This is a genomic window from Pseudoalteromonas sp. L21, from assembly GCF_021728035.1.
Taxonomy (GTDB): domain Bacteria; phylum Pseudomonadota; class Gammaproteobacteria; order Enterobacterales; family Alteromonadaceae; genus Pseudoalteromonas; species Pseudoalteromonas arabiensis.
On sequence record NZ_JAKKCV010000002.1, the window covers coordinates 731,893 to 750,243 of the forward strand.

The window sequence follows — 18,351 nt, forward strand, 5'->3', positions numbered from 1 at the left end:
TGGCTATGATCACAAAATTTTAAAGTGAGTTAGATACACTAACTTAATGACTTAAAAAATTAATTTACAAGGATTCTTAATGCGTATTTGGCCTTTTATTTTTTTCGCTTTACTGGCATCCAGTGCAGTGGTTAAAGCTGCTGAAGAACAGAGTGTTGTACTTATTTCGATTGACGGATTCCGTTGGGATTATATTGAAAAACATGATGCTAAAAATCTAAAAATAATCAGTGAACAGGGCGTACGAGCCACCAAAATGCGCCCTGTGTATCCGACGAAAACCTTTCCTAATCACGTGTCTATCATTACTGGTTTATTGCCAGTCAACCACGGTATTGTTGATAACCGTTTTTGTGATACTGAGCGTAATGAGTGCTACAAAATGGGTAAGGGTAAAGATGACAGCACTTGGCTGAATGGTATTCCGCTTTGGAATCTTGCACAAATGCAAGGTGTAAAAGCAGCTACTTATTTTTGGCCAGAGTCTGATGCGCGCTTTAATGGCATGTTACCTGATTACTTTTATCATTATTCTAAACACAGTGATTACCAAAAGCGTGTTGATCAGATTATTCAGTGGTTAAGCTTGCCAAAAGCGCAGCGCCCGCGTTTGGTGGTAAGCTATTTTTCGTTAGTGGATAGCATGGGGCATGAGTATGGCCCAGATGCACAACAGACATACGATGCGGTTCAACAGCTAGATAGTTTAATGGCTGACTTGCACACGCGTTTAAAAGCGCTTGATGAAAATATTAACTTAGTGATTGTGTCTGATCATGGTATGGCATCTGTTGATCCAAGCATGAGCATCAAAATAGATAGTCTGCCAAAAGACGATAATTTTATGGTGCAAAACACCGGTCCTCGCGTTTTGTACTATGCAAAACCAAATAGCAAAGCAGACATCAAGGGTTTTAGTAAAAAGCTTGCTAAAGCAGAAGATGGCCGTTATATCGTTTTAACTGACCAGCAAAAGCGCGATTATTATTACGATAAAGGCCCTCGGGTTGGTGATATTGTTTTACAAACCACAGCACCGCGCGTATTTACTGATAGTAAAATGGCTTCTTATTTAGGTACGCATGGCTATGCATACACAGATGATATGGCCGCGACGTTTATTGCCACGGGCCCTGCATTTAAACGACATGTACAGCTAGATGAAGTGAATAACTTAGATGTGTATCCGCTTATTGCGAAACTATTAGGACTGAAAATTTTAAGCCCAATCGACAGTGATGGTGAAACTTTGTGGCCAGCCATTAAATAAAAAGTTTAAATGGCTAGGTTAAATTTTTGAAACCCAGCCAAACTCGCCAAAGCTTTCAAATTTATAACTCTTATCGCCAGCGTTAAACTGCCCTTGCAGCGTGTTGTCGGTAAGAGTCATTACAGCTTGATGAAATGCGTTAGTGTGATCATTCACCTTGCCAAACACACTGCGGTTACCATTACTTGCTTCAATAATATTGGTTATTTCGACAGTATAACTTTGATGCTCGTCAACGATAAGAATGAAGTTATCACCGGATTGCAGTGTTTTTAGAGTGCCAAGGTCAAACTTGCTAAACGTTGTATTATTGAGCCTTTTAGGCAAACGGCCTTGTTTATAAAGGTAATCGTGTGCACGATTTGAAAGCTGATTAAGTGGTGCTGTTAGGTTAACAACGGGCTGCGGAATCGTGTGTTTAGCCAGCGTATCATTGGAAACAAAAAGCTCCTCAGCATTGGGCTGTAACTTAAAGGCACCACTTTGAATATGCCATTCATTTAAGGCAAATACGCTCAGTGGGATAATGAAGATTAATGCAAGCGTCCTGTTCACATGTTTCTCTAATCGGGTTTATTGTTAACTTACTGTGACTTTTTACCTCAATTTAACAATGTGGTCAATGTTTATTCAGTTTGTAGTCATTTTTATCATCGTGACGATAAAATTAACTTGTTTTACTCACTCCCCGATGATGAGCATAATCCGCGTTTTTTTGTCACCGAAACTCCAATATTAGAGGTACCGACTTATGCGCGGGTGGATCATTTATAAAGATAGCCAAGGCTTGTTAAAGCAAGAAACTTACGAAGTTGAACGTTTACTTGCAGCGGCGAAAGAGGAAGGCATTGATTTACAAGTTTATTCGCCTGATCAGTTTGATTTAACGATCACTCGCGAAGATGGTAAAAGTATTTTGATTGATGGTCACTCTGTACAATTACCTGACTTTGTGATTCCTCGTATGGGCGCGAGCACAACCTATTTTGCATTGGCAATTATCCGCCATCTTGAGCGTTTAGGCGTGTATTGCGTGAATAGCTCGCAGTCAATCGAAACGGTGAAAGACAAGTTATTTGCGCAGCAAATTTTAGCTGAGTGTAATTTACCAACCCCCAACACTATGCTCGTTAAGTTTCCAGTTAATATTGATTTAGTTGAAAAACAAATCGGTTTTCCTGTGGTGATTAAAACGTTATCAGGCTCGCAAGGCAGTGGCGTATTTTTATCAAAATCAAAAGAAGAGTTTGATGATTTAATGCAGTTAATTGAGGCTGCAAATCCACAAGCAAACATTATTTTGCAGCAGTTTGTTAAGTCAAGTCACGGTCGTGATTTGCGAGTACTTACTATCGGTGGCCGTGCTGTTGCTTGTATGGAGCGTAACTCGCAGGGCAAAAACTTTAAAGCCAATGTCAGTGCCGGTGGTACTGGTAAGTCATTTCCGATAACGCCAGAAATCGAATGGCTTGCAACACAAACTGCGAATGTACTTAACCTTGATGTGGCGGGCATTGATTTATTATTTGATGAGCAACATTTCAAAATATGCGAAGCAAACTCAAGCCCAGGCTTTGAAGGTTTAGAAGGGGCGTTGGGAATTGATGTTGCAAAAGAGATTTTGCACTTTATTCGTATCCGTTTAGGTATTTTTGATAAGCCTGAACAGCTTGAGAATGTAGAGAAAGCAGCAGAGGATGCCGCTTAATCATTGGTTATTTTTACACAAAAGCCATTGTCTGAGCTAAGCGATAAATTTAGCTTATGGCGGTTGCAAATTGCTTTGACTGTTGCAAGGCCTAAACCAAACCCTTCATGTTGACGAGCTGGATCACTGCGATAAAAGCGCTTAGTTAGTTGCTTTAAATCTTGCTCGTTAACGCCTTTACCATTATCGGTGACTGAAAGACTTTTCTCATCAAGTGCTAATGTGATGGTCGCGCCTTTACCTGCGTATTTTATAGCATTTTCAACGAGGTTAAATATTGCTTGGAAGATGAGGTTTTTATCGCCGTTTAATTGCCAAGGAGAAGTGATATTTACACAAATTATTTGGTCATTTTGTTCTGCGCTGGGTTGTAATATCTCACATACATCGTGAGTAAGCTGGCTACTGTCGATTGTTTCAAGTTTCAATGGAAACTGCCCATGCTCAAGACGCGTGAGTTTAAGCATGGCATCAAATGTATTAATGATATTATTGAGTTGCTCAAGCTCATAACCCATTTGGGGTTGATCTTCTAAGCGCTTTTCTATGTTAAGCTTTAATCGTGTGAGTGGGGTTTTTAAGTCATGGGCAATGTTGTCGGTTATACCCTGCACGAGTGCGAAATTTTCTTCTACAGCATCAAGCATGGTATTTATATGTGCTGCTAAGCGGTCGAATTCATCGCCTTTATTTTTATGAGACAGGCGCGCACTCAAGTCGCCATTTTGTACTTGTTCGGCAGTTTCATTAAAATAATTAACACGGCGTAAATGCCGGCGAGAAAATAAATATCCAAATAGACCTGTCAGCACGATGGCTATAATGAAAGTCCAGCTAGCGATAGATTTAAAGTCGACAATTAAGCGTTGTAAATGCTCTGTGGCGGTGGCAAGTACAATATCACCATGATGTGTTTTAACTTTGCCAGTTGTTAGTAGACGGATTTGTCCGCGCCCGGTATCAAGAACAGGAAAAACAATGGTTTGCGGTAGTGCGGGAATGTTATCAGGCAAAAAACTGAGCTGCTGGCTTTGTTCATACTCGCTTTGCCAAAAAATTAAAATTTCACCTTCGTTTCTAAATACATCAAGTTGTTGAAAAAAGCTTCCTTTGTCAAACTCTGAAGCAAGTGCTTCGATACGTGTTTTTTCAGCATCAAGACGCCTTTCAACTTGGCGGCTTTGTTCACCCAGTAATAACTGATAGATAAGTATAATCGCGAGCAGTAAAGTAACCGCTGTGATTGCTGCAAACGCGAGCGTTAAACGCCAGACGGAGCTTTTTCTTGGGTCGAACAAACGCAGGCCATGTTCATTCATCAACTCACATTCGCCTTTAACCTGTAGCCTACACCACGTACTGTTTCTATTTCTAATTGTGCAGATGCCTCAGCAAGTTTTTTACGAAGCCTTGCAATATGAACATCAATCACGTTAGTACCTGGATCAAAGTGATACTCCCAAACCGACTCAAATAATAGAGTACGGGTGACGAGTTTATTTTGATGATCAAGTAAATATCTAAGTAGTTTAAATTCTTTGGGTTGTAAGTTGAGTGTTTTGCCATTTACGTCAACCCGTTGATCACTATAATCAAGCGTTAGGTTAGCAAGATTAATTTTTGTAGTTAACGGTGCGTGGAAGGTATGTCGTTTTATTAAGTTTTCTACTCGAATAGCCAGTTCTGAAAATGAGAAAGGCTTGGTTAAGTAGTCATCTCCGCCTGCTTTTAAACCTGTTACCCTGTCATCAACTTTATCGAGCGCCGATAAAATCAATACAGGGGTCGTTTTTCCTGTAGCTCTAAGTGCTAGTAATACTTGCAAACCATCAAGCTTAGGAAGCATGCGATCAAGTACAATAGCGTCGTAGTGCTCACAAGTTGCCAGCATAAGCCCTTGTTGGCCGTCTTCTGCACAATCGAGTGTGTAGCCTTGCTCGACAAAGGCTTTGTATAAAAACTCACGATTTTGTTGGTCGTCCTCAACCAATAACAGTTTCATTAATTGCCCCAGCGAAGTAATGGCAAGTTCTTACCCGTTTCAAGATCAATGGCTTTTTTGTGTCGCCCTTTATCTGTTACAAACGTGGCGACCATATAGGAAATACCCATGTCTTGCTCTAATTGAGCTTCAATTAGGTAATGGGTCGGTTCGTCATCCAACTGTTTGACCAGACCATGCAATGTATACCCTTTTTTAGTCATCAGGTTTGCAGCCGCAATTTCTTCTTGTTCATCTAATTCTGGCTGTTCGTATTCTTGTTCAATGATGTGTCCTGATTGGTCAAGAAGTAACTCGATAAAACGTTGTTTTTTTGTTTGGTAGAGCGTGACCTCATAAACACGTTGACCCTTTTCTATTTCAAACTCAAATTCAACAATAACCGCATTTTTAGCGTAGCGTTGTTCGATACCAAATAGCACATCGATTGGTGCAGGTGCAGAGCTTGAATCCAGCATATTGAAAATGGCTGAGCTGGCAGCAAAAGCAAGGCCTGAAATTAAACATAAGCAAGTTAGAAGTAGTTTTTTCATAGTGTTTCGATATTGGTTAGGCAGCACATTTAGCGCTGCCATTATTAAATTTTACTGTTAATCATCAAGTTGGCATGCACGTACAATATTATCTTGTACCCACTGGCATTCTAGGTCAACATATTGCTCTGTAAAGCTCGCTAAGCTGTTATCTTCGCTAATATAGCCAAATAAGCTCGCTTGTTGTGATGCATTGGCAGTCACTATGCCTTTCAGCTCCAGTAACTCATTGCTGTTGTCACGCTCGACTTCACTGACAATATAGTTTTGACCGTCAATAATCCCTTCAAGCTCTAACCATTCACCTGAAAGTGTATCTGCTGTTAACTCATCTTCAAACACCGTTCTGTTTGTTACTTGTAAGTTGAGCCCGTTGATAGTGACGTTTCCATCACTGTAGTTGGCAAGACCAGAAACACTAAAGCTAGGGGTTGAACTTGGCGCAGTATGGCTTTTCTCAAGATCGATTTCGTGAGCTACGAACCAGTTATTAGCTTGTTGCCATACGGCATCTACTTCAATTGTATCTCCAATCGCTAATGTTGTGCGGGTAATGTCTTCGAACGTGGTTTGTTCTGTGATACTAACTTGCCACTGATTATTCAGCGTAACGAGGGTGATGTCATTATTAATAAACGTAATTGTGCCGTGTAATTCTGTGTCAGTATTGTCATTGCCTTCAAAATTGTGCTCAGCGTCAACCTCGTGTGCAATGATTAATTTTCCATCTAGGTAACCTTCTAGCTCAACATATTGGTTATTTTGTAATGTGCCGTCTATATCTGCATGTTGGTATTGAATGGTTAAATTACCTAATTTAAATGTAGATGCTGCGGTATTTAACTCAGTAATGAAGCCTTCGAGCTCCAATTCTGCATTATTAGTTAATGGTTGTTGGTAGGTAACTGTAAATTCACTGTGGTTATTGTTGTAACCACTTAGCTCAACAAGGCTGCCATCTGACAGGTTTTCTGTCTTTAGGTTATTTAGTTTGATCCCCGCAATGGTTGCGCCTTGTTCGTTAATACTGATAGGTCCTTTGAAGCTTGGATCGTAGTCAATCTCTGTTGCTTCTTTTCCATTTGTTTCAACTTCTACCATCATACCAATTTTTAGATCTTTTATTGATGCGCGGTTGTCATCAATTTCAATATCAGCATTATTTGCTGCAATTTGATGCTGATTAACGGTAATACTGGTATCAGATAGCGCACTAACCTCACCGACTAATAAACTAGGAAGGGTAAGCGTATTTTGTGCTGGTTGCTCATTGTTACCACTACTGCCACAGCCAGTAAGGAGTGCGCTGATTGTCGCTAATGTGATAATAGATAAGTGATTTTGATTGCTTAGTTTAGTCATGATTAGTCCTTAAATTAGTCAGTGTTTGTAGTTTAACTAAGCAAGGATTGCTACAAGGTGGAGAGCAAATTAAATTTTGTTAATGTTTGCAGCGAGAACTAACGTTGGTTCTGTATAGTAAATAAATCTTAAAATACTACAAAAGTGTACAGTGTCATTGTGTACGCCTTGCGATAAGGTAGGTTTTTATCTGCATATTTTGCAAGGAGTTTACCCTTTATGAGTCAACTGATCAGTCGAGCAACTGCGGGCCTAGTAGCGGTAATTATTGGTTTTACCAGCTCAATTGCCTTGATTTATCAATTAGTCATGGTGCTAGGTGGTACGCCTGATTTGGTGGCCAGTTGGGTACTTATGCTAGGCCTTGCGATGGGAGCAAGCTCTATTGCGTTGTCATATTACTATAAGGTTCCTATTTTAATTGCGTGGTCGACAACGGGGGCAGCATTACTTATTTCAAGCGCACAAGGTTATACCTTAAATCAAGCTGTTGGAGCGTTTATGTTCTCGGCAGTATTGGTGTTTTTATGCGGGATCACTGGTATTTTTGAAAGAGTGATGAACAAAATTCCGAGTCAGTTAGCGTGTGCGATGCTGGCGGGTGTTTTAGTGAATTTTGGTATAGATGTATTCAATTTTATGAATGAGCTGCCATTAGTCATTGGTGTCATGGTCGCTGTTTACTTATTTGGTAAACGTTATTTTCCGCGTTTTGCGATGTTAGCTGTTGTTGTGGTTGGCTTTTTAATGGCAGGCTTTACTGGGCAAATCGATACAAGCAGTTGGCAATGGAAATTAAGTGAGTTTGCGTTTATTGCTCCTGAGTTTGATTTAAATGCCATGATCAGCGTAGGCTTACCGCTGTTTATTGTGACGATGACATCGCAAAACTTACCGGGCATCGCTGTTTTAAAGGCTCATCAATATAAGGCGCCAGTTTCGGCGGCTTTGAATGTTACGGGGCTTTTAAATGTATTGATTGCCCCGTTTGGTGGTTACTCGATAAACTTAGCGGCAATCACCGCTGCAATTTGTATGAGCCCCGAAGCTGATAAGAACCCTGATAAACGTTATTGGGCAAGTATTGCTGGTGGTGTGTTTTATATCATCATGGCGTTACTAGCGGCAACATTAGTTGGTTTAGTAGCGAGCTTACCACAAGCACTGATTTTAGCCTTAGCGGGCATAGCCTTGTTTGCCACAATTGCCAGTAGTTTACAGCAAGCGTTAACGGAGGCTTATTATATCGAGGCAGCCATAGTGACATTTTTAGTGACGGCTTCAAACCTGACATTGTTTACCGTTGGCTCGGCGTTTTGGGGGATTGTCGCAGGAGTCATAACCTTAGTGATGACACGTAAAGATTAAGCGATGGAAATAAACCGATGAAAGTAATACGAAGCCAAGAATTTACTGCCAACCGTGCATGGGGCGCACTAGATATTGCCAATATGAATGGCATTACAACACGTCTGCATTGGACGGATGAGCCATACAAGTGGCATATCAATGATGGCGAAGAAGTGTTTGTGGTATTAAGTGGTCGGGTTGAGATGCTCTACAAGCAACAGGGTGAAGTATGCACAGAGCTACTAAGTGTTGGGGATATTTTTTATGCCAGTGTTGGTACTGAGCATGTGGCACACCCAATAGGTGAGGCGCGTATCTTGGTGATAGAAACGCAAGGGAGTGTGTGATAGTTAAGTAGGCCCTCGTTACTAGGGCCTACTTAACATTATTTTAGCGAAGGCTTAATGACTTCGTACATAGCATTGATGTGGTCATCACGCGTATTCAGTGCTGGAATATAGCGGTATTTTTCACCGCCAGCGTGTTCGAAGTTTTCGCGGTTTTCGCCCTCTAATTCTTCTAATGTTTCTAAGCAGTCGGCACTAAAGGCGGGGCTTAAAATTGCAACATCTTTGATGCCTTCTTTAGGGTAGCTTTCAAGTGTGGCATCTGTGTATGGTTTTAACCATTCAGCTTTACCAAAGCGACTTTGGAAGGTGGTCACTGCAAAATCTTTTTCTAAGCCTAACTTTTCGGCAACTAGGCGTGTGGTTTGCATACAAAAACAGTAATAAGGATCGCCATTTTCTAAAAACAATTTGGGCGTCCCGTGGTACGAAAAGACTAGTTTTTGTGGTGTACCATGAACGTTTAAATCCTCGCTAATACTCGCTGCTAGGGCGTCAATATAGGTTGGGTTGTCATGGTAACCATTAATAAAATGTAGCTCTGGGACCCAGCGCCATTTACGTAATACGTTCGATACAGCATCAAAAGTCGAACCGATTGTGGTGCTTGAATACTGCGGATAAAGTGGTAGCACAATCACCCGAGTAATGCCTTTTTCGCGAAGCTCTTCAAGGCCTGCTTCAATTGATGGGTTACCATAGCGCATAGCCATAACAACCTCAGTATCTTGATGACCTTTTTCTTTTAAAAGAGCCGCCAGCTTTTTGCTTTGCTCGCGGGTTGTATGTGTTAATGGTGAGCCGTTTTCAGTCCAAATACTTTTATAAAGTGCTGCAGAGCGTTTTGGACGAAGTGTCAGTACAAAGCAATACAGAATGATCATCCAAATAAAACGTGGGATCTCGACAATACGTGGATCAGATAAAAATTCGCGTAAGTACGTTCTCAGTGCCGCTGTTGTTGGGGCATCAGGACTCCCTAAATTGGTCAATAAAATGCCCGTTTTTTTATTGAATCTGCCGTCATGCGGCTTGTCTGTAATAGCGGAAAATCGCGACACTGAGCGCTCCTTTTGAAAGTAAACGTAATATAAATCATATTGTAACGAAGTAATGGGGTTATGTGATCACTTTTGTTCGTTAATTTTTGATCATGATCCTGAAAGGGTTTGGTTTTTTCGCTTCAAGTTGCTGAAGCTTGGCAATCGATTTCGCACCAAAGATATGACCTTTTGGCAATAACATAATGCCATCGTAATTTCTTAGTGCATGACCGAGTACCATGCCATTCTTTAGCTCATCAGCAGACAATATTTTCATACTACCCACTTGCTGATTACTTGCGCACGTAATTTTTAAACTCGCTAAGGCTTCAAGTAATTTGGGATGATAATACGTACCACTGTATAACTGTAATTGATCTAATGCGCTTTCAAATTTGTTTCCTTGTACGGTTACATTATCTACGGCTTGCCAAAAATCACGGGCGACGGCTAAGATCATTGCTGTAATTGGAATATCTTTACCTTTTAAGCCTTTGGGGATGCCTGTTCCGTTGTAATGCTCAAACTGATGGTAAATGGCTTCAGAAACATCATGCAAATGTGTTGCTGGCATGAGCATTAATTGGGCTGTACTTGGATGTGTGTAGAATATTTTTTTTTGATTTTCGGGTAATTCACGAGTCGGCGTTTTATATAGTGCTGGTTCCATAGCGAGTAAGCCTATTTGTGCTAAGTAACCTGCCATTTCGGCCATATTAATATGCTTTTGATCCAGCCCTATACTTTCTGCAATTTGTTTGCTGGTGCTGGCTATATTTTGCGCTTGTATGCCATCTAAATAAGGATTGGCATTAATAAAGTTATATAAAATTTCAAATGTTGTGCGATGTTCATGCTTTTCTCGCTCGTTTGCTTCTTCTAATTGCTTAAGCACTTTACGGATCTGCTGTGTGCGCTTTTCGACCATTTGCTCAAGGTTGTTATTGAGCTCTTTTAGTTGATTATTTTGCGCTTTTATTTGTTTTTCGAGCTGTTTATTTTTGCGTTTTAGCGCCGTTTTTTCGATACCATCATTCACTGTTCGTATCAGTAACTCGTTTTGCCATGGTTTTTGTATATAGGCGTGAATTTTTCCTTTATTAACAGCAGAGATGGTGCTGTCTATGTCAGCGTAGCCGGTGAGCAAAACACGGTGTACATCTGGAGCAATATCAAGTGTTTGTGCGAAAAAGTCAGCACCGTCCATATGTGGCATACGCATGTCGCAAATAATGACATCAAATGTGTGAGTATCGAGCAGTTTTAGTCCTTCGTTGGGAGCAAGCGCTGTTTTAACACTTAAATGATAAGACACAAGTAGCCTTTGCAAAGTGCGCAATACAATTTCATCATCATCAATGCATAAAACTTGAATATGTTCTTTTATTGCTGGTTCTGCCATAGAGGACGCACTATGAATTATCTTTAATCAATAACATAGCTTCAAATTGGGGCTTGTGCTAGGTTTTAGTAGAGATGATTTTATATTTTGAGGCTAAAAATGGATGATTTTAAACAAGCCTACTTACTTGAAAAAGCAGCCAGAGAAGAGGCCGAGCAGCTATTAGCTGATAAAAGTCGAATCCTGGTCGCGCTAAACAGTGAACTAGAACAAAAAATCATGGATTTAAAATGTCATCAGGCTTTATTCATACAAGCCGAAAAGATGGCTACTTTGGGAACTTTGTGTGCGGGCGTGGCGCACGAAATTAATAACCCATTGGCCTACAGTATGAGTAATATTGATAGTCTGAAAAGCCATTGTGCTTATTTCAGCGAATTGCTTGAACTGTGTGATGAGTTTGTATGTAGCACAACAGATAAGGAAGCATTTTGCCAACGTCTTAGCCAACTAAACAAATCACATTCGTTTCGTTCTGTTTCTGATGATTTACCTGAGCTGATAAGTGACACCGCGCAAGGCCTTCAGCGAATCAGTAAAATTGTAGCTAATTTATTGGATTTTTCTCGTCCTAAAAGCCATGAAAAGCAATTTTCAGATATGACAGATGCTGTTAAAAGTGCACTAAAATTACTTGCTAACCAATTAAAGCATTGTCAATTACACACTCATTTTAGCCCTATCTCTGTAAGTTGGTGTAATTTATCTGCAATTAGCCAAGTAATTGTAAATATAGTGATTAATGCAAGCCAAGCTTGTAAAAACAATGACAATGCTAACATCATAGTATCTGTTTATGAACTTGAAGGACGCATCCATATTGATGTTGAAGATAATGGGTGTGGTATGAGTGAGCAAACTATCGCTAAAATTTATGATCCTTTTTTTACCACTAAACCAGTAGGCGAGGGCACAGGAATGGGAATGACAATGGTGTATGCTATTGTCCATGAGCATCAAGGAGAGATCGATATTCAAAGCGCTGAGGGAATGGGGTCACGAATTAGCTGTATATTTCCGGTGTTTAATCAAATTGGTTTAGAAGGTTAATCATTTATATTTTGCATTAGTATCCTTTTTTGTGTTGGTTTTTAGTGAAATTTAACCAGTGCTAATTTGTAAGTTCCGTTATTTGAAAAATTTATACCTAAGTCGTAACTTTTTTTTCTTCCATTTGCTTGGTTTGTTGATAGGATGTTTCTTAAAAGTTAACTCGCAGGCATGAGTTAGCTTTCAACACAGTGATTTTAAAATCGACTATACGTGCTTAGTGGTTACTTTCGTTTTTCTAAGGGGCGTCTCACTTTAACGAAAGTTAGCCTAAAACTATCAACAGGACACATATGACAACACATTCTTTTAACTTACTTGCCGTAGCGGTGAGTTTAGCGCTGACGGCGACTTCTACGCAGGCTCAAGAAGCACAAGGTACAAAAGCCGATAAAAATATAGAGCAAATATCAGTGCTTGGTTCGCGAGTGGCTAATCGGACTGCTACAGAGTCTTCATCTCCGATTGATTTAATTGATGCTGATACATTAAACAAAGGGGGCTTCACTGAGCTTGGCCAAAGCTTACAAGCAACCGCACCATCCTTTAACTTTTCTCGTACTCAGGTGTCTGACGGATCAGACTTATTTAGACCGGCTACGTTGCGTGGTTTGCAACCAGATCAAACGCTTGTGCTTATAAACGGCAAACGCCGTCATAATCAGTCTATTTTTGGTTTAAATGGAACAGTCGGTGCGGGTGCTGCTGGTACTGATATGAATGCGATTCCGCTGACTGCCCTAAAAGGGGTTGAAGTACTTCGAGATGGTGCTGCTGCGCAGTATGGATCAGATGCTATCGCGGGGGTTATCAACTTATCGCTAAATGATTCGACGGGGATAACTACAGGGTATGTGCAAGCAGGGAGTACAGGCGAAGGCGACGGCGATACAATATCGATTGGTTTAAATCGTGGTTTTGATTTAGGCGACGAAGGTGGTTTTATTAATTTTTCAGCCGAATATCGGGACGCTGACGGTACTAACCGAGCACAACGAGATACCGGCGGAGCTTTAGGCGAGCCAGCAGGGGCGCTATCAGATGATGTTCGTTGGGGACAAGGTAATGCTGACAGCGAATTTACATCGTTATTCTATAATATGGCTTTGCCACTAGGGGATATTGAGCTGTATTCATTCGGCGGTTATTCAAATAGAACTGCATTAGGCAATGGTTTTTACCGTAATTACAATGAAGCAGCCAAAAATGTAGTGCAAGTATACAGTGATGGCTTTTTACCACGTATTGATAATGAAGCTGAAGATATCTCGGTAGCCTTAGGACTTCGTGGTGACCTGAATACAGATTGGAGCTATGACCTATCTGCTGTGTATGGTGAAAATAGCTATGATTTTACGTCAAAAAATACCATAAATGCTTCTTATGCTGCTGAGTTTGTAGCGAATAACCCTGATGCGAGTGATGCAGATATTGCCGCAAATGCGGGCCCAACGGGCGGTTATTCTGGTGGTTTTAGGTTTGATCAAACCACCGTTAATGCCGATCTAAATGGTATTTTAGATGTTGGTCGTAGCGAACCTGTTTATGTATCGGTAGGTGCTGAATACCGAAAAGAGAATTATCAAATAGTGCCAGGTGAAGAGGCCTCATACGCATGTGGCTTAGCGAATACCGATACCTCATACCCTGCGGTCAATGATGAGGGGGTATTTGCTGAGTGTGGTTTTCAAGCTTATAACGGATTACGTCCAGAAGCGTCAAACAAAGAAAGCCGCCACAGCTACGCTTTTTATGTAAATGCTGAAACCTTAATTACCGATGCGTGGCAAGTTAGTACCGCACTTCGTTATGAAGACTTCTCTGATGCTGGTGATGACATCATTGGTAAGCTGGCAACACGATATGAAATAACAGACGATTTTGCAGTTCGTGGTGCGATTTCATCAGGGTTTAGAGCACCATCATTACAACAAAGTGCATACACCGCCTATACCACTAACCTAGGTGCAGGTGGTGTGTTGTTACAATCGTTCACTGCAACGGCGGGGTCTGATTTCCCTTCAGCACTTGGCGTGGATAATTTAGGTCTTGAAAGCTCTGAAAACTTAAGTGCGGGCTTTGTATATAACGTAAGTAGTGAATTATCGTTAACCGTTGATTTTTATCATGTTGAAATTAAAGACCGTATTACACTAGGCAGCTTGATGTCGGCAAATGATGTGGCGTTTAGTCCAGAGGCCGTTGCGGCGTTAAATGCCACAGGTGCCCAGCAAGCTAACTACTTCTCAAACTCTGTTGATTCAACAACTAAAGGGGTGGATATCATTGCCTCTTACCGCACTGATTTGTACGAAGGTAACTTCTCTGCGACTTTTGCAGGTAATTTAAATGACACAGAAATTGATGATGTTAATGCGCCAGAAGGGATCCCTGATTCAGTTGCTCTTGATGACTTACAACGTAGCTTTTTAACCGATGGACAACCGGGTGAGCGCGCAACACTGACTTTTGAGTATGATCGCGGTGATTTCAATAGCATGGTGCGTTTCAACTATTACGGCGAAACGGATGTTAAATACTTTGGTAATGATCACATCGGTCTACCTGATGAGCTATCGCCAACAGGCGAGTTCAAAGATACCAGCACTGTTGAATCAGCTGTATTAGTTGATGTTAATGTTGGCTATCAATTGACCGATGAACTGATGCTATCGGCAGGTATTGATAATATTTTTGATGTAACACCTGATGAGTTAGGTGAAGACGAGGTGCTTGATTTTATTACTAATAAAGCTTTTAAGTATCCTGTTCGTGCTTTACCTTATGGTTTTGATGGCATGACTTATTACGCAAAACTGAGCTTTAGCTTTTAACGCAATCAAGCTGCAATTTTAAAACTTAAAATAGCGCCACTTGGCGCTATTTTCATTCCTAAAACTAAACAGATCTAAAAGCTCTGTGATAAACCCCCACCAAAACTAAAAGTCGCACGATGCATTATTAGCCAAAGTAATATAAGAATGGTTGCACAATGATAATTGTAAAAAGCGACAGGTGTCACTATAATGAGTGACAGATGTCGATTTTCGGCGAGGTGAAATATGAATGTGATTGAAACAGATTACCTAGGTGTTGTTACCGATGGCAGAGTGACCGTTCACTCTAATACAATAGATGAAATCAATGTTGCCACGCAGGGGGTGACAGTCAGTGCTATTAAATCTCTTGGTAAGGAGTTAAATTGGGATGCTAATATTCTAGCGACGTCAATAGGCACAACGACGCGTACTCTTGAGCGTTATAGCAAAGACAGAAAACGTCTTAATGCTAAGCTAAGTGAAAACGCCTTAGAGGTTGCACGTATTTCTTCACAAGGTATAGCTTACTTTGGTGATGTTAAACGTTGGAATGAATGGCTTAGTACTCCTAACATTCAGTTTGCTAATCAAGAGCCGAAATCGGTGATTCATACCATTCGCGGTCGAGCGCTGATTAAACGTGTTATTTTAGGGCTTGAGTATGGGTTTACTGCTTAATGATTTGTTATCGGATCGCACCTAAAGTACATAACGACCTAACTAACGCGCTATCTGGATTAGGTGGCTTGTATGCGCAGGGACGGTGGCATTTTGTTGGTAAGCCAATTGTGTATACCGCCAGCTCACGATCACTGGCAATGCTTGAACGTTTAGTGAATGACACAACGGATATTTTAAGTAAAAACCTGAGTATCACAACGATTCAAATACCTGACGACCTAAAAGTTATCAGGTTAGTTGCTTCCGAGCTGCCAAAAGCATGGGATGATCACCCTTATATTACTGATACTCAGGCCTTAGGCTCTAATTGGCTTACTTCGATGGAGGCAGCGGTGCTTCAAGTTCCCTCCAGTTTATGTCCAGACGAATATAACTTTTTAATAAACCCACTACATAAAGATATCAGTCGTATTCAAAGCATCGATTGTCAGAATTTTCTTTACCCTAATCGGCTAGCCGCTAAACTTTGAGGTTACTCAAAGTAGTTGATGTGATCTATTTATTTTCTGATGTGGCAACACGCTCGCAAATCTCACGCATTTGTTGCTTAATTTGCGGCTCTTTTTCATCAAATAGCTTATTTATACAATCAATGTAGGCTTGATTTTTCTCAAACGGAACGCCAATTTCGTAGGCATCAGCGGCTTGACGTAGCATTTCCTTATCAAACTCAGTGAATATATCGACCATTTCTTGGGCTTTTCCTCGCTCAATACCGAGAGCTTCAAAAGCTGAACGCCCCATTCTCATCGTGCTGTCAAACGTTTCGCGAATGATATCCCGACAACCATAGGCCCATAAATCGTAAACATGATGGCGGTCTACTGCGCGCGCAACAACATGTAAATGTGGGTAGTTATGCATAGCATAACGTACCAGTTTAGTTATTTGTTCGGCATCATCTAAGGCAACGATGAGCAAATTTGCATTTTCAATTCCAGCCGCATTAAGTAAATCAGGACGCGTTGCATCACCAAAAAAATTACGAATTCCAACCCGCTCGAGTGCATCAAGCTGCTTATAATTATAGTCAATCACGGTCGTTTTATAGCCACCAGCTTGTAAAATACGATCGACAAGGCCACCCATGCGGCCTGATCCTGCAATGATCACATGGCTATCGTCAGGGAAACTTTCTTCTCTACTGCCTTGCTCTGTAATATACCTTGGTGCAATAACACGTTGATAAATAATGAACAAAGCAGGCGAAATCAGCATTGATAGTGTGACAGTTAAAAGTAGCTGATCAGCAACGCTCGAATCGAGCACATTATTTGCCACACTATAGGCTAAAAGGACAAAGCCAAATTCCCCCGCTTGCGCAAGTCCAAGAGCTAGTAGCCAAGATGCTGCGCCTTTTAAGCCAAATAATCGGCCGAGTAAAAACAGCACGAGCGTTTTTGTGATAACAAGGGCGAATGTTAACAACACCGTCACCATGAAATTATCAGTGAGTAGCTGAAAGTTTATTCCAGCACCAACGGTGATAAAAAACAGTCCTAATAATAAGCCTTTAAATGGCTCAATATTACTCTCAAGCTCATGTTTATAAGGAGAGTTGGCAAGCACAACACCCGCTAAAAATGTGCCTAATGCAGCAGATAACCCGACTAAAGACATCATTAACGCGATGCCGATTACAAAAAGTAACGCCGTAGCGGTGAATAATTCCCGAAGTCTAGCCAGCGCGACAAAGCGAAAAAGAGGCGCTGTTAGATAATTTCCACCAAAAATGACCAAGGCAATCATCCCTAGCGTTACAAATGCTGCCTGCCAACTTTCAAGATCTGCAACAAGGCTAAGTCCACTGTGAGAATTTTGAGCCGCACTACTTATACCTTGAGATAGCTCGGGTAAAGCCAGTAAAGGAATAAAAGCCAGCATAGGGATCACAGCAATATCTTGTGTGAGTAATACGCTAAATGAAGCTTGCCCACCATCTGACTTTAATAGTCCTCGCTCTGAGAGGGTCTGTAATACAATGGCGGTGGACGATAAAGATAAGATTAAGCCAATTGTGACAGCCGTTTGCCAAGTGTGTCCGAGCAAAATAGCGACTGTAGCTAAAGCCGCACTGGTTATAATAACTTGCCCACCACCAAGACCTATTAGTTGCTTACGCATTGACCATAATATTTTGGGTTCTAATTCAAGGCCGACGATAAATAACATCATCACAACTCCAAACTCAGCAAAGTGTTGAATTGCAATGACATCGACATTCAGCGCATTGAGCAGCGGGCTAATAGCGATACCTGCAAGGAGATAGCCAAGCACTGAACCTAAACCTAACTTAGTGGCAATGGGTACTGCAACAATACCTGCTATTAGAAAAATGAAGGCGATTAGGAGGATATCTGCCATTTTAGACCTTTTTTATGATAAACAATGTATTAGCACATTTAGTAACTATGGTTGTTTTAAAAAGTATTGCCAATAGGAAAAGCAAGAAAACACTAAATGGGTTGAAAAATAAAAAATCATCCTCAAGTTCGTTAAAGCAGTGAATAAAACAGAAAATTTTTTAAAAACCACTTGCGTAGCATTAAACCGTGTATATAATCGCGGCACTTTAAATAGGAGCAATAAATGAGCAAAAAGAAACATAACCAAAGCCAAGTTGATACTGGTCGCGGTGTTATTAATGACAATGTCTATGCGGCATTGGTCACTTCAAAATTATTTAAATCAAAGGTAGAAAAAGCTAAAAAAGGTAAAGGCGCTTACCAACGTAAGGCAAAACATGCAGGGCGAGAGTCCTATTTAATCGCTGCTTAGATTTTA

17 protein-coding genes are annotated in these 18,351 nt (G+C 40.8%); 9 read left to right on the forward strand and 8 right to left on the reverse strand.

Annotation, left to right across the window (positions count from 1 at the left end):
* The first annotated feature begins 79 nt into the window (after positions 1-79).
* Positions 80-1,270 (forward strand): ectonucleotide pyrophosphatase/phosphodiesterase, encoded by a 1,191-nt coding sequence (locus L3V41_RS08435; RefSeq protein WP_237127544.1) that lies wholly within the window; start codon positions 80-82, stop codon positions 1,268-1,270.
* Between the two features lie 18 nt (positions 1,271-1,288).
* Here L3V41_RS08435 and L3V41_RS08440 read toward each other — a convergent pair whose 3' ends face one another.
* Complete coding sequence (locus tag L3V41_RS08440; RefSeq protein ID WP_237127545.1) at positions 1,289-1,825, reverse strand: hypothetical protein; 537 nt, start codon at positions 1,823-1,825, stop codon at positions 1,289-1,291.
* 196 nt (positions 1,826-2,021) lie between these two features.
* Here L3V41_RS08440 and L3V41_RS08445 point away from each other — a divergent pair, with 196 nt between their 5' ends.
* Positions 2,022-2,978, forward strand: a complete 957-nt coding sequence (locus L3V41_RS08445; RefSeq protein ID WP_062567761.1) for a RimK family alpha-L-glutamate ligase — start codon at positions 2,022-2,024, stop codon at positions 2,976-2,978.
* On the opposite strand, the gene L3V41_RS08450 is transcribed toward L3V41_RS08445, so the two are convergent.
* From L3V41_RS08450 to L3V41_RS08465, 4 genes are read right to left on the reverse strand one after another with little or no spacing between them, the layout of a single operon-like run.
* Entirely contained in the window at positions 2,975-4,297 is a 1,323-nt protein-coding gene (locus L3V41_RS08450) for an ATP-binding protein (protein ID WP_237127546.1), read from the reverse strand. The genes L3V41_RS08445 and L3V41_RS08450 overlap by 4 nt on opposite strands.
* Positions 4,297-4,980, reverse strand: coding sequence for a response regulator transcription factor (locus L3V41_RS08455; protein WP_062567759.1), 684 nt, complete (start codon positions 4,978-4,980; stop codon positions 4,297-4,299). The genes L3V41_RS08450 and L3V41_RS08455 overlap by 1 nt, the downstream gene beginning before the upstream one ends.
* Entirely contained in the window at positions 4,980-5,513 is a 534-nt protein-coding gene (locus L3V41_RS08460; RefSeq protein WP_157066162.1) for a hypothetical protein, read from the reverse strand. The genes L3V41_RS08455 and L3V41_RS08460 overlap by 1 nt, the downstream gene beginning before the upstream one ends.
* 57 nt (positions 5,514-5,570) lie before the next feature.
* The gene (locus L3V41_RS08465; RefSeq protein WP_237127547.1) at positions 5,571-6,875 is read right to left on the reverse strand and encodes a DUF5666 domain-containing protein; all 1,305 of its coding nucleotides are present in this window, start codon (positions 6,873-6,875) and stop codon (positions 5,571-5,573) included.
* A 219-nt stretch (positions 6,876-7,094) separates the two neighbouring features.
* Between L3V41_RS08465 and L3V41_RS08470 the strand changes: the two genes are divergently transcribed.
* Both L3V41_RS08470 and L3V41_RS08475 read left to right on the forward strand, forming a co-directional pair.
* Positions 7,095-8,243, forward strand: coding sequence for a benzoate/H(+) symporter BenE family transporter (locus L3V41_RS08470; RefSeq protein ID WP_237127548.1), 1,149 nt, complete (start codon positions 7,095-7,097; stop codon positions 8,241-8,243).
* Between the two features lie 17 nt (positions 8,244-8,260).
* Complete coding sequence (locus L3V41_RS08475) at positions 8,261-8,572, forward strand: cupin (RefSeq protein WP_062567755.1); 312 nt, start codon at positions 8,261-8,263, stop codon at positions 8,570-8,572.
* 38 nt (positions 8,573-8,610) lie between these two features.
* Here L3V41_RS08475 and hemH read toward each other — a convergent pair whose 3' ends face one another.
* Together hemH and L3V41_RS08485 are read right to left on the reverse strand one after the other, a co-directional pair.
* Positions 8,611-9,633 carry a ferrochelatase gene (gene hemH, locus L3V41_RS08480; protein WP_237127549.1) on the reverse strand — a complete coding sequence of 341 codons (1,023 nt, stop codon included), beginning with the start codon at positions 9,631-9,633 and terminating at the stop codon, positions 8,611-8,613.
* Positions 9,634-9,712: 79 nt separating this feature from the next.
* Entirely contained in the window at positions 9,713-11,017 is a 1,305-nt protein-coding gene (locus tag L3V41_RS08485; protein WP_062567753.1) for an HD domain-containing phosphohydrolase, read from the reverse strand.
* A gap of 99 nt (positions 11,018-11,116) precedes the next feature.
* Here L3V41_RS08485 and L3V41_RS08490 point away from each other — a divergent pair, with 99 nt between their 5' ends.
* From L3V41_RS08490 to L3V41_RS08505, 4 genes are all read left to right on the forward strand, one after another.
* The gene (locus L3V41_RS08490; RefSeq protein WP_062567752.1) at positions 11,117-12,067 is read left to right on the forward strand and encodes an ATP-binding protein; all 951 of its coding nucleotides are present in this window, start codon (positions 11,117-11,119) and stop codon (positions 12,065-12,067) included.
* A gap of 293 nt (positions 12,068-12,360) precedes the next feature.
* Positions 12,361-14,901, forward strand: a complete 2,541-nt coding sequence (locus tag L3V41_RS08495) for a TonB-dependent receptor (protein ID WP_237127550.1) — start codon at positions 12,361-12,363, stop codon at positions 14,899-14,901.
* A gap of 228 nt (positions 14,902-15,129) precedes the next feature.
* Positions 15,130-15,564, forward strand: coding sequence for an antitoxin Xre/MbcA/ParS toxin-binding domain-containing protein (locus L3V41_RS08500; protein WP_062567750.1), 435 nt, complete (start codon positions 15,130-15,132; stop codon positions 15,562-15,564).
* Positions 15,564-16,037, forward strand: a complete 474-nt coding sequence (locus L3V41_RS08505) for an RES family NAD+ phosphorylase (RefSeq protein WP_062567749.1) — start codon at positions 15,564-15,566, stop codon at positions 16,035-16,037. The genes L3V41_RS08500 and L3V41_RS08505 overlap by 1 nt, the downstream gene beginning before the upstream one ends.
* Before the next feature lie 25 nt (positions 16,038-16,062).
* Here L3V41_RS08505 and L3V41_RS08510 read toward each other — a convergent pair whose 3' ends face one another.
* Positions 16,063-17,931 carry a cation:proton antiporter gene (locus L3V41_RS08510; RefSeq protein ID WP_237115474.1) on the reverse strand — a complete coding sequence of 623 codons (1,869 nt, stop codon included), beginning with the start codon at positions 17,929-17,931 and terminating at the stop codon, positions 16,063-16,065.
* A 225-nt stretch (positions 17,932-18,156) separates the two neighbouring features.
* On the opposite strand from L3V41_RS08510, the gene L3V41_RS08515 reads away from it, so the two are divergent.
* Complete coding sequence (locus tag L3V41_RS08515) at positions 18,157-18,345, forward strand: ribosome alternative rescue factor ArfA (RefSeq protein ID WP_062567747.1); 189 nt, start codon at positions 18,157-18,159, stop codon at positions 18,343-18,345.
* Positions 18,346-18,351: the final 6 nt, after the last annotated feature.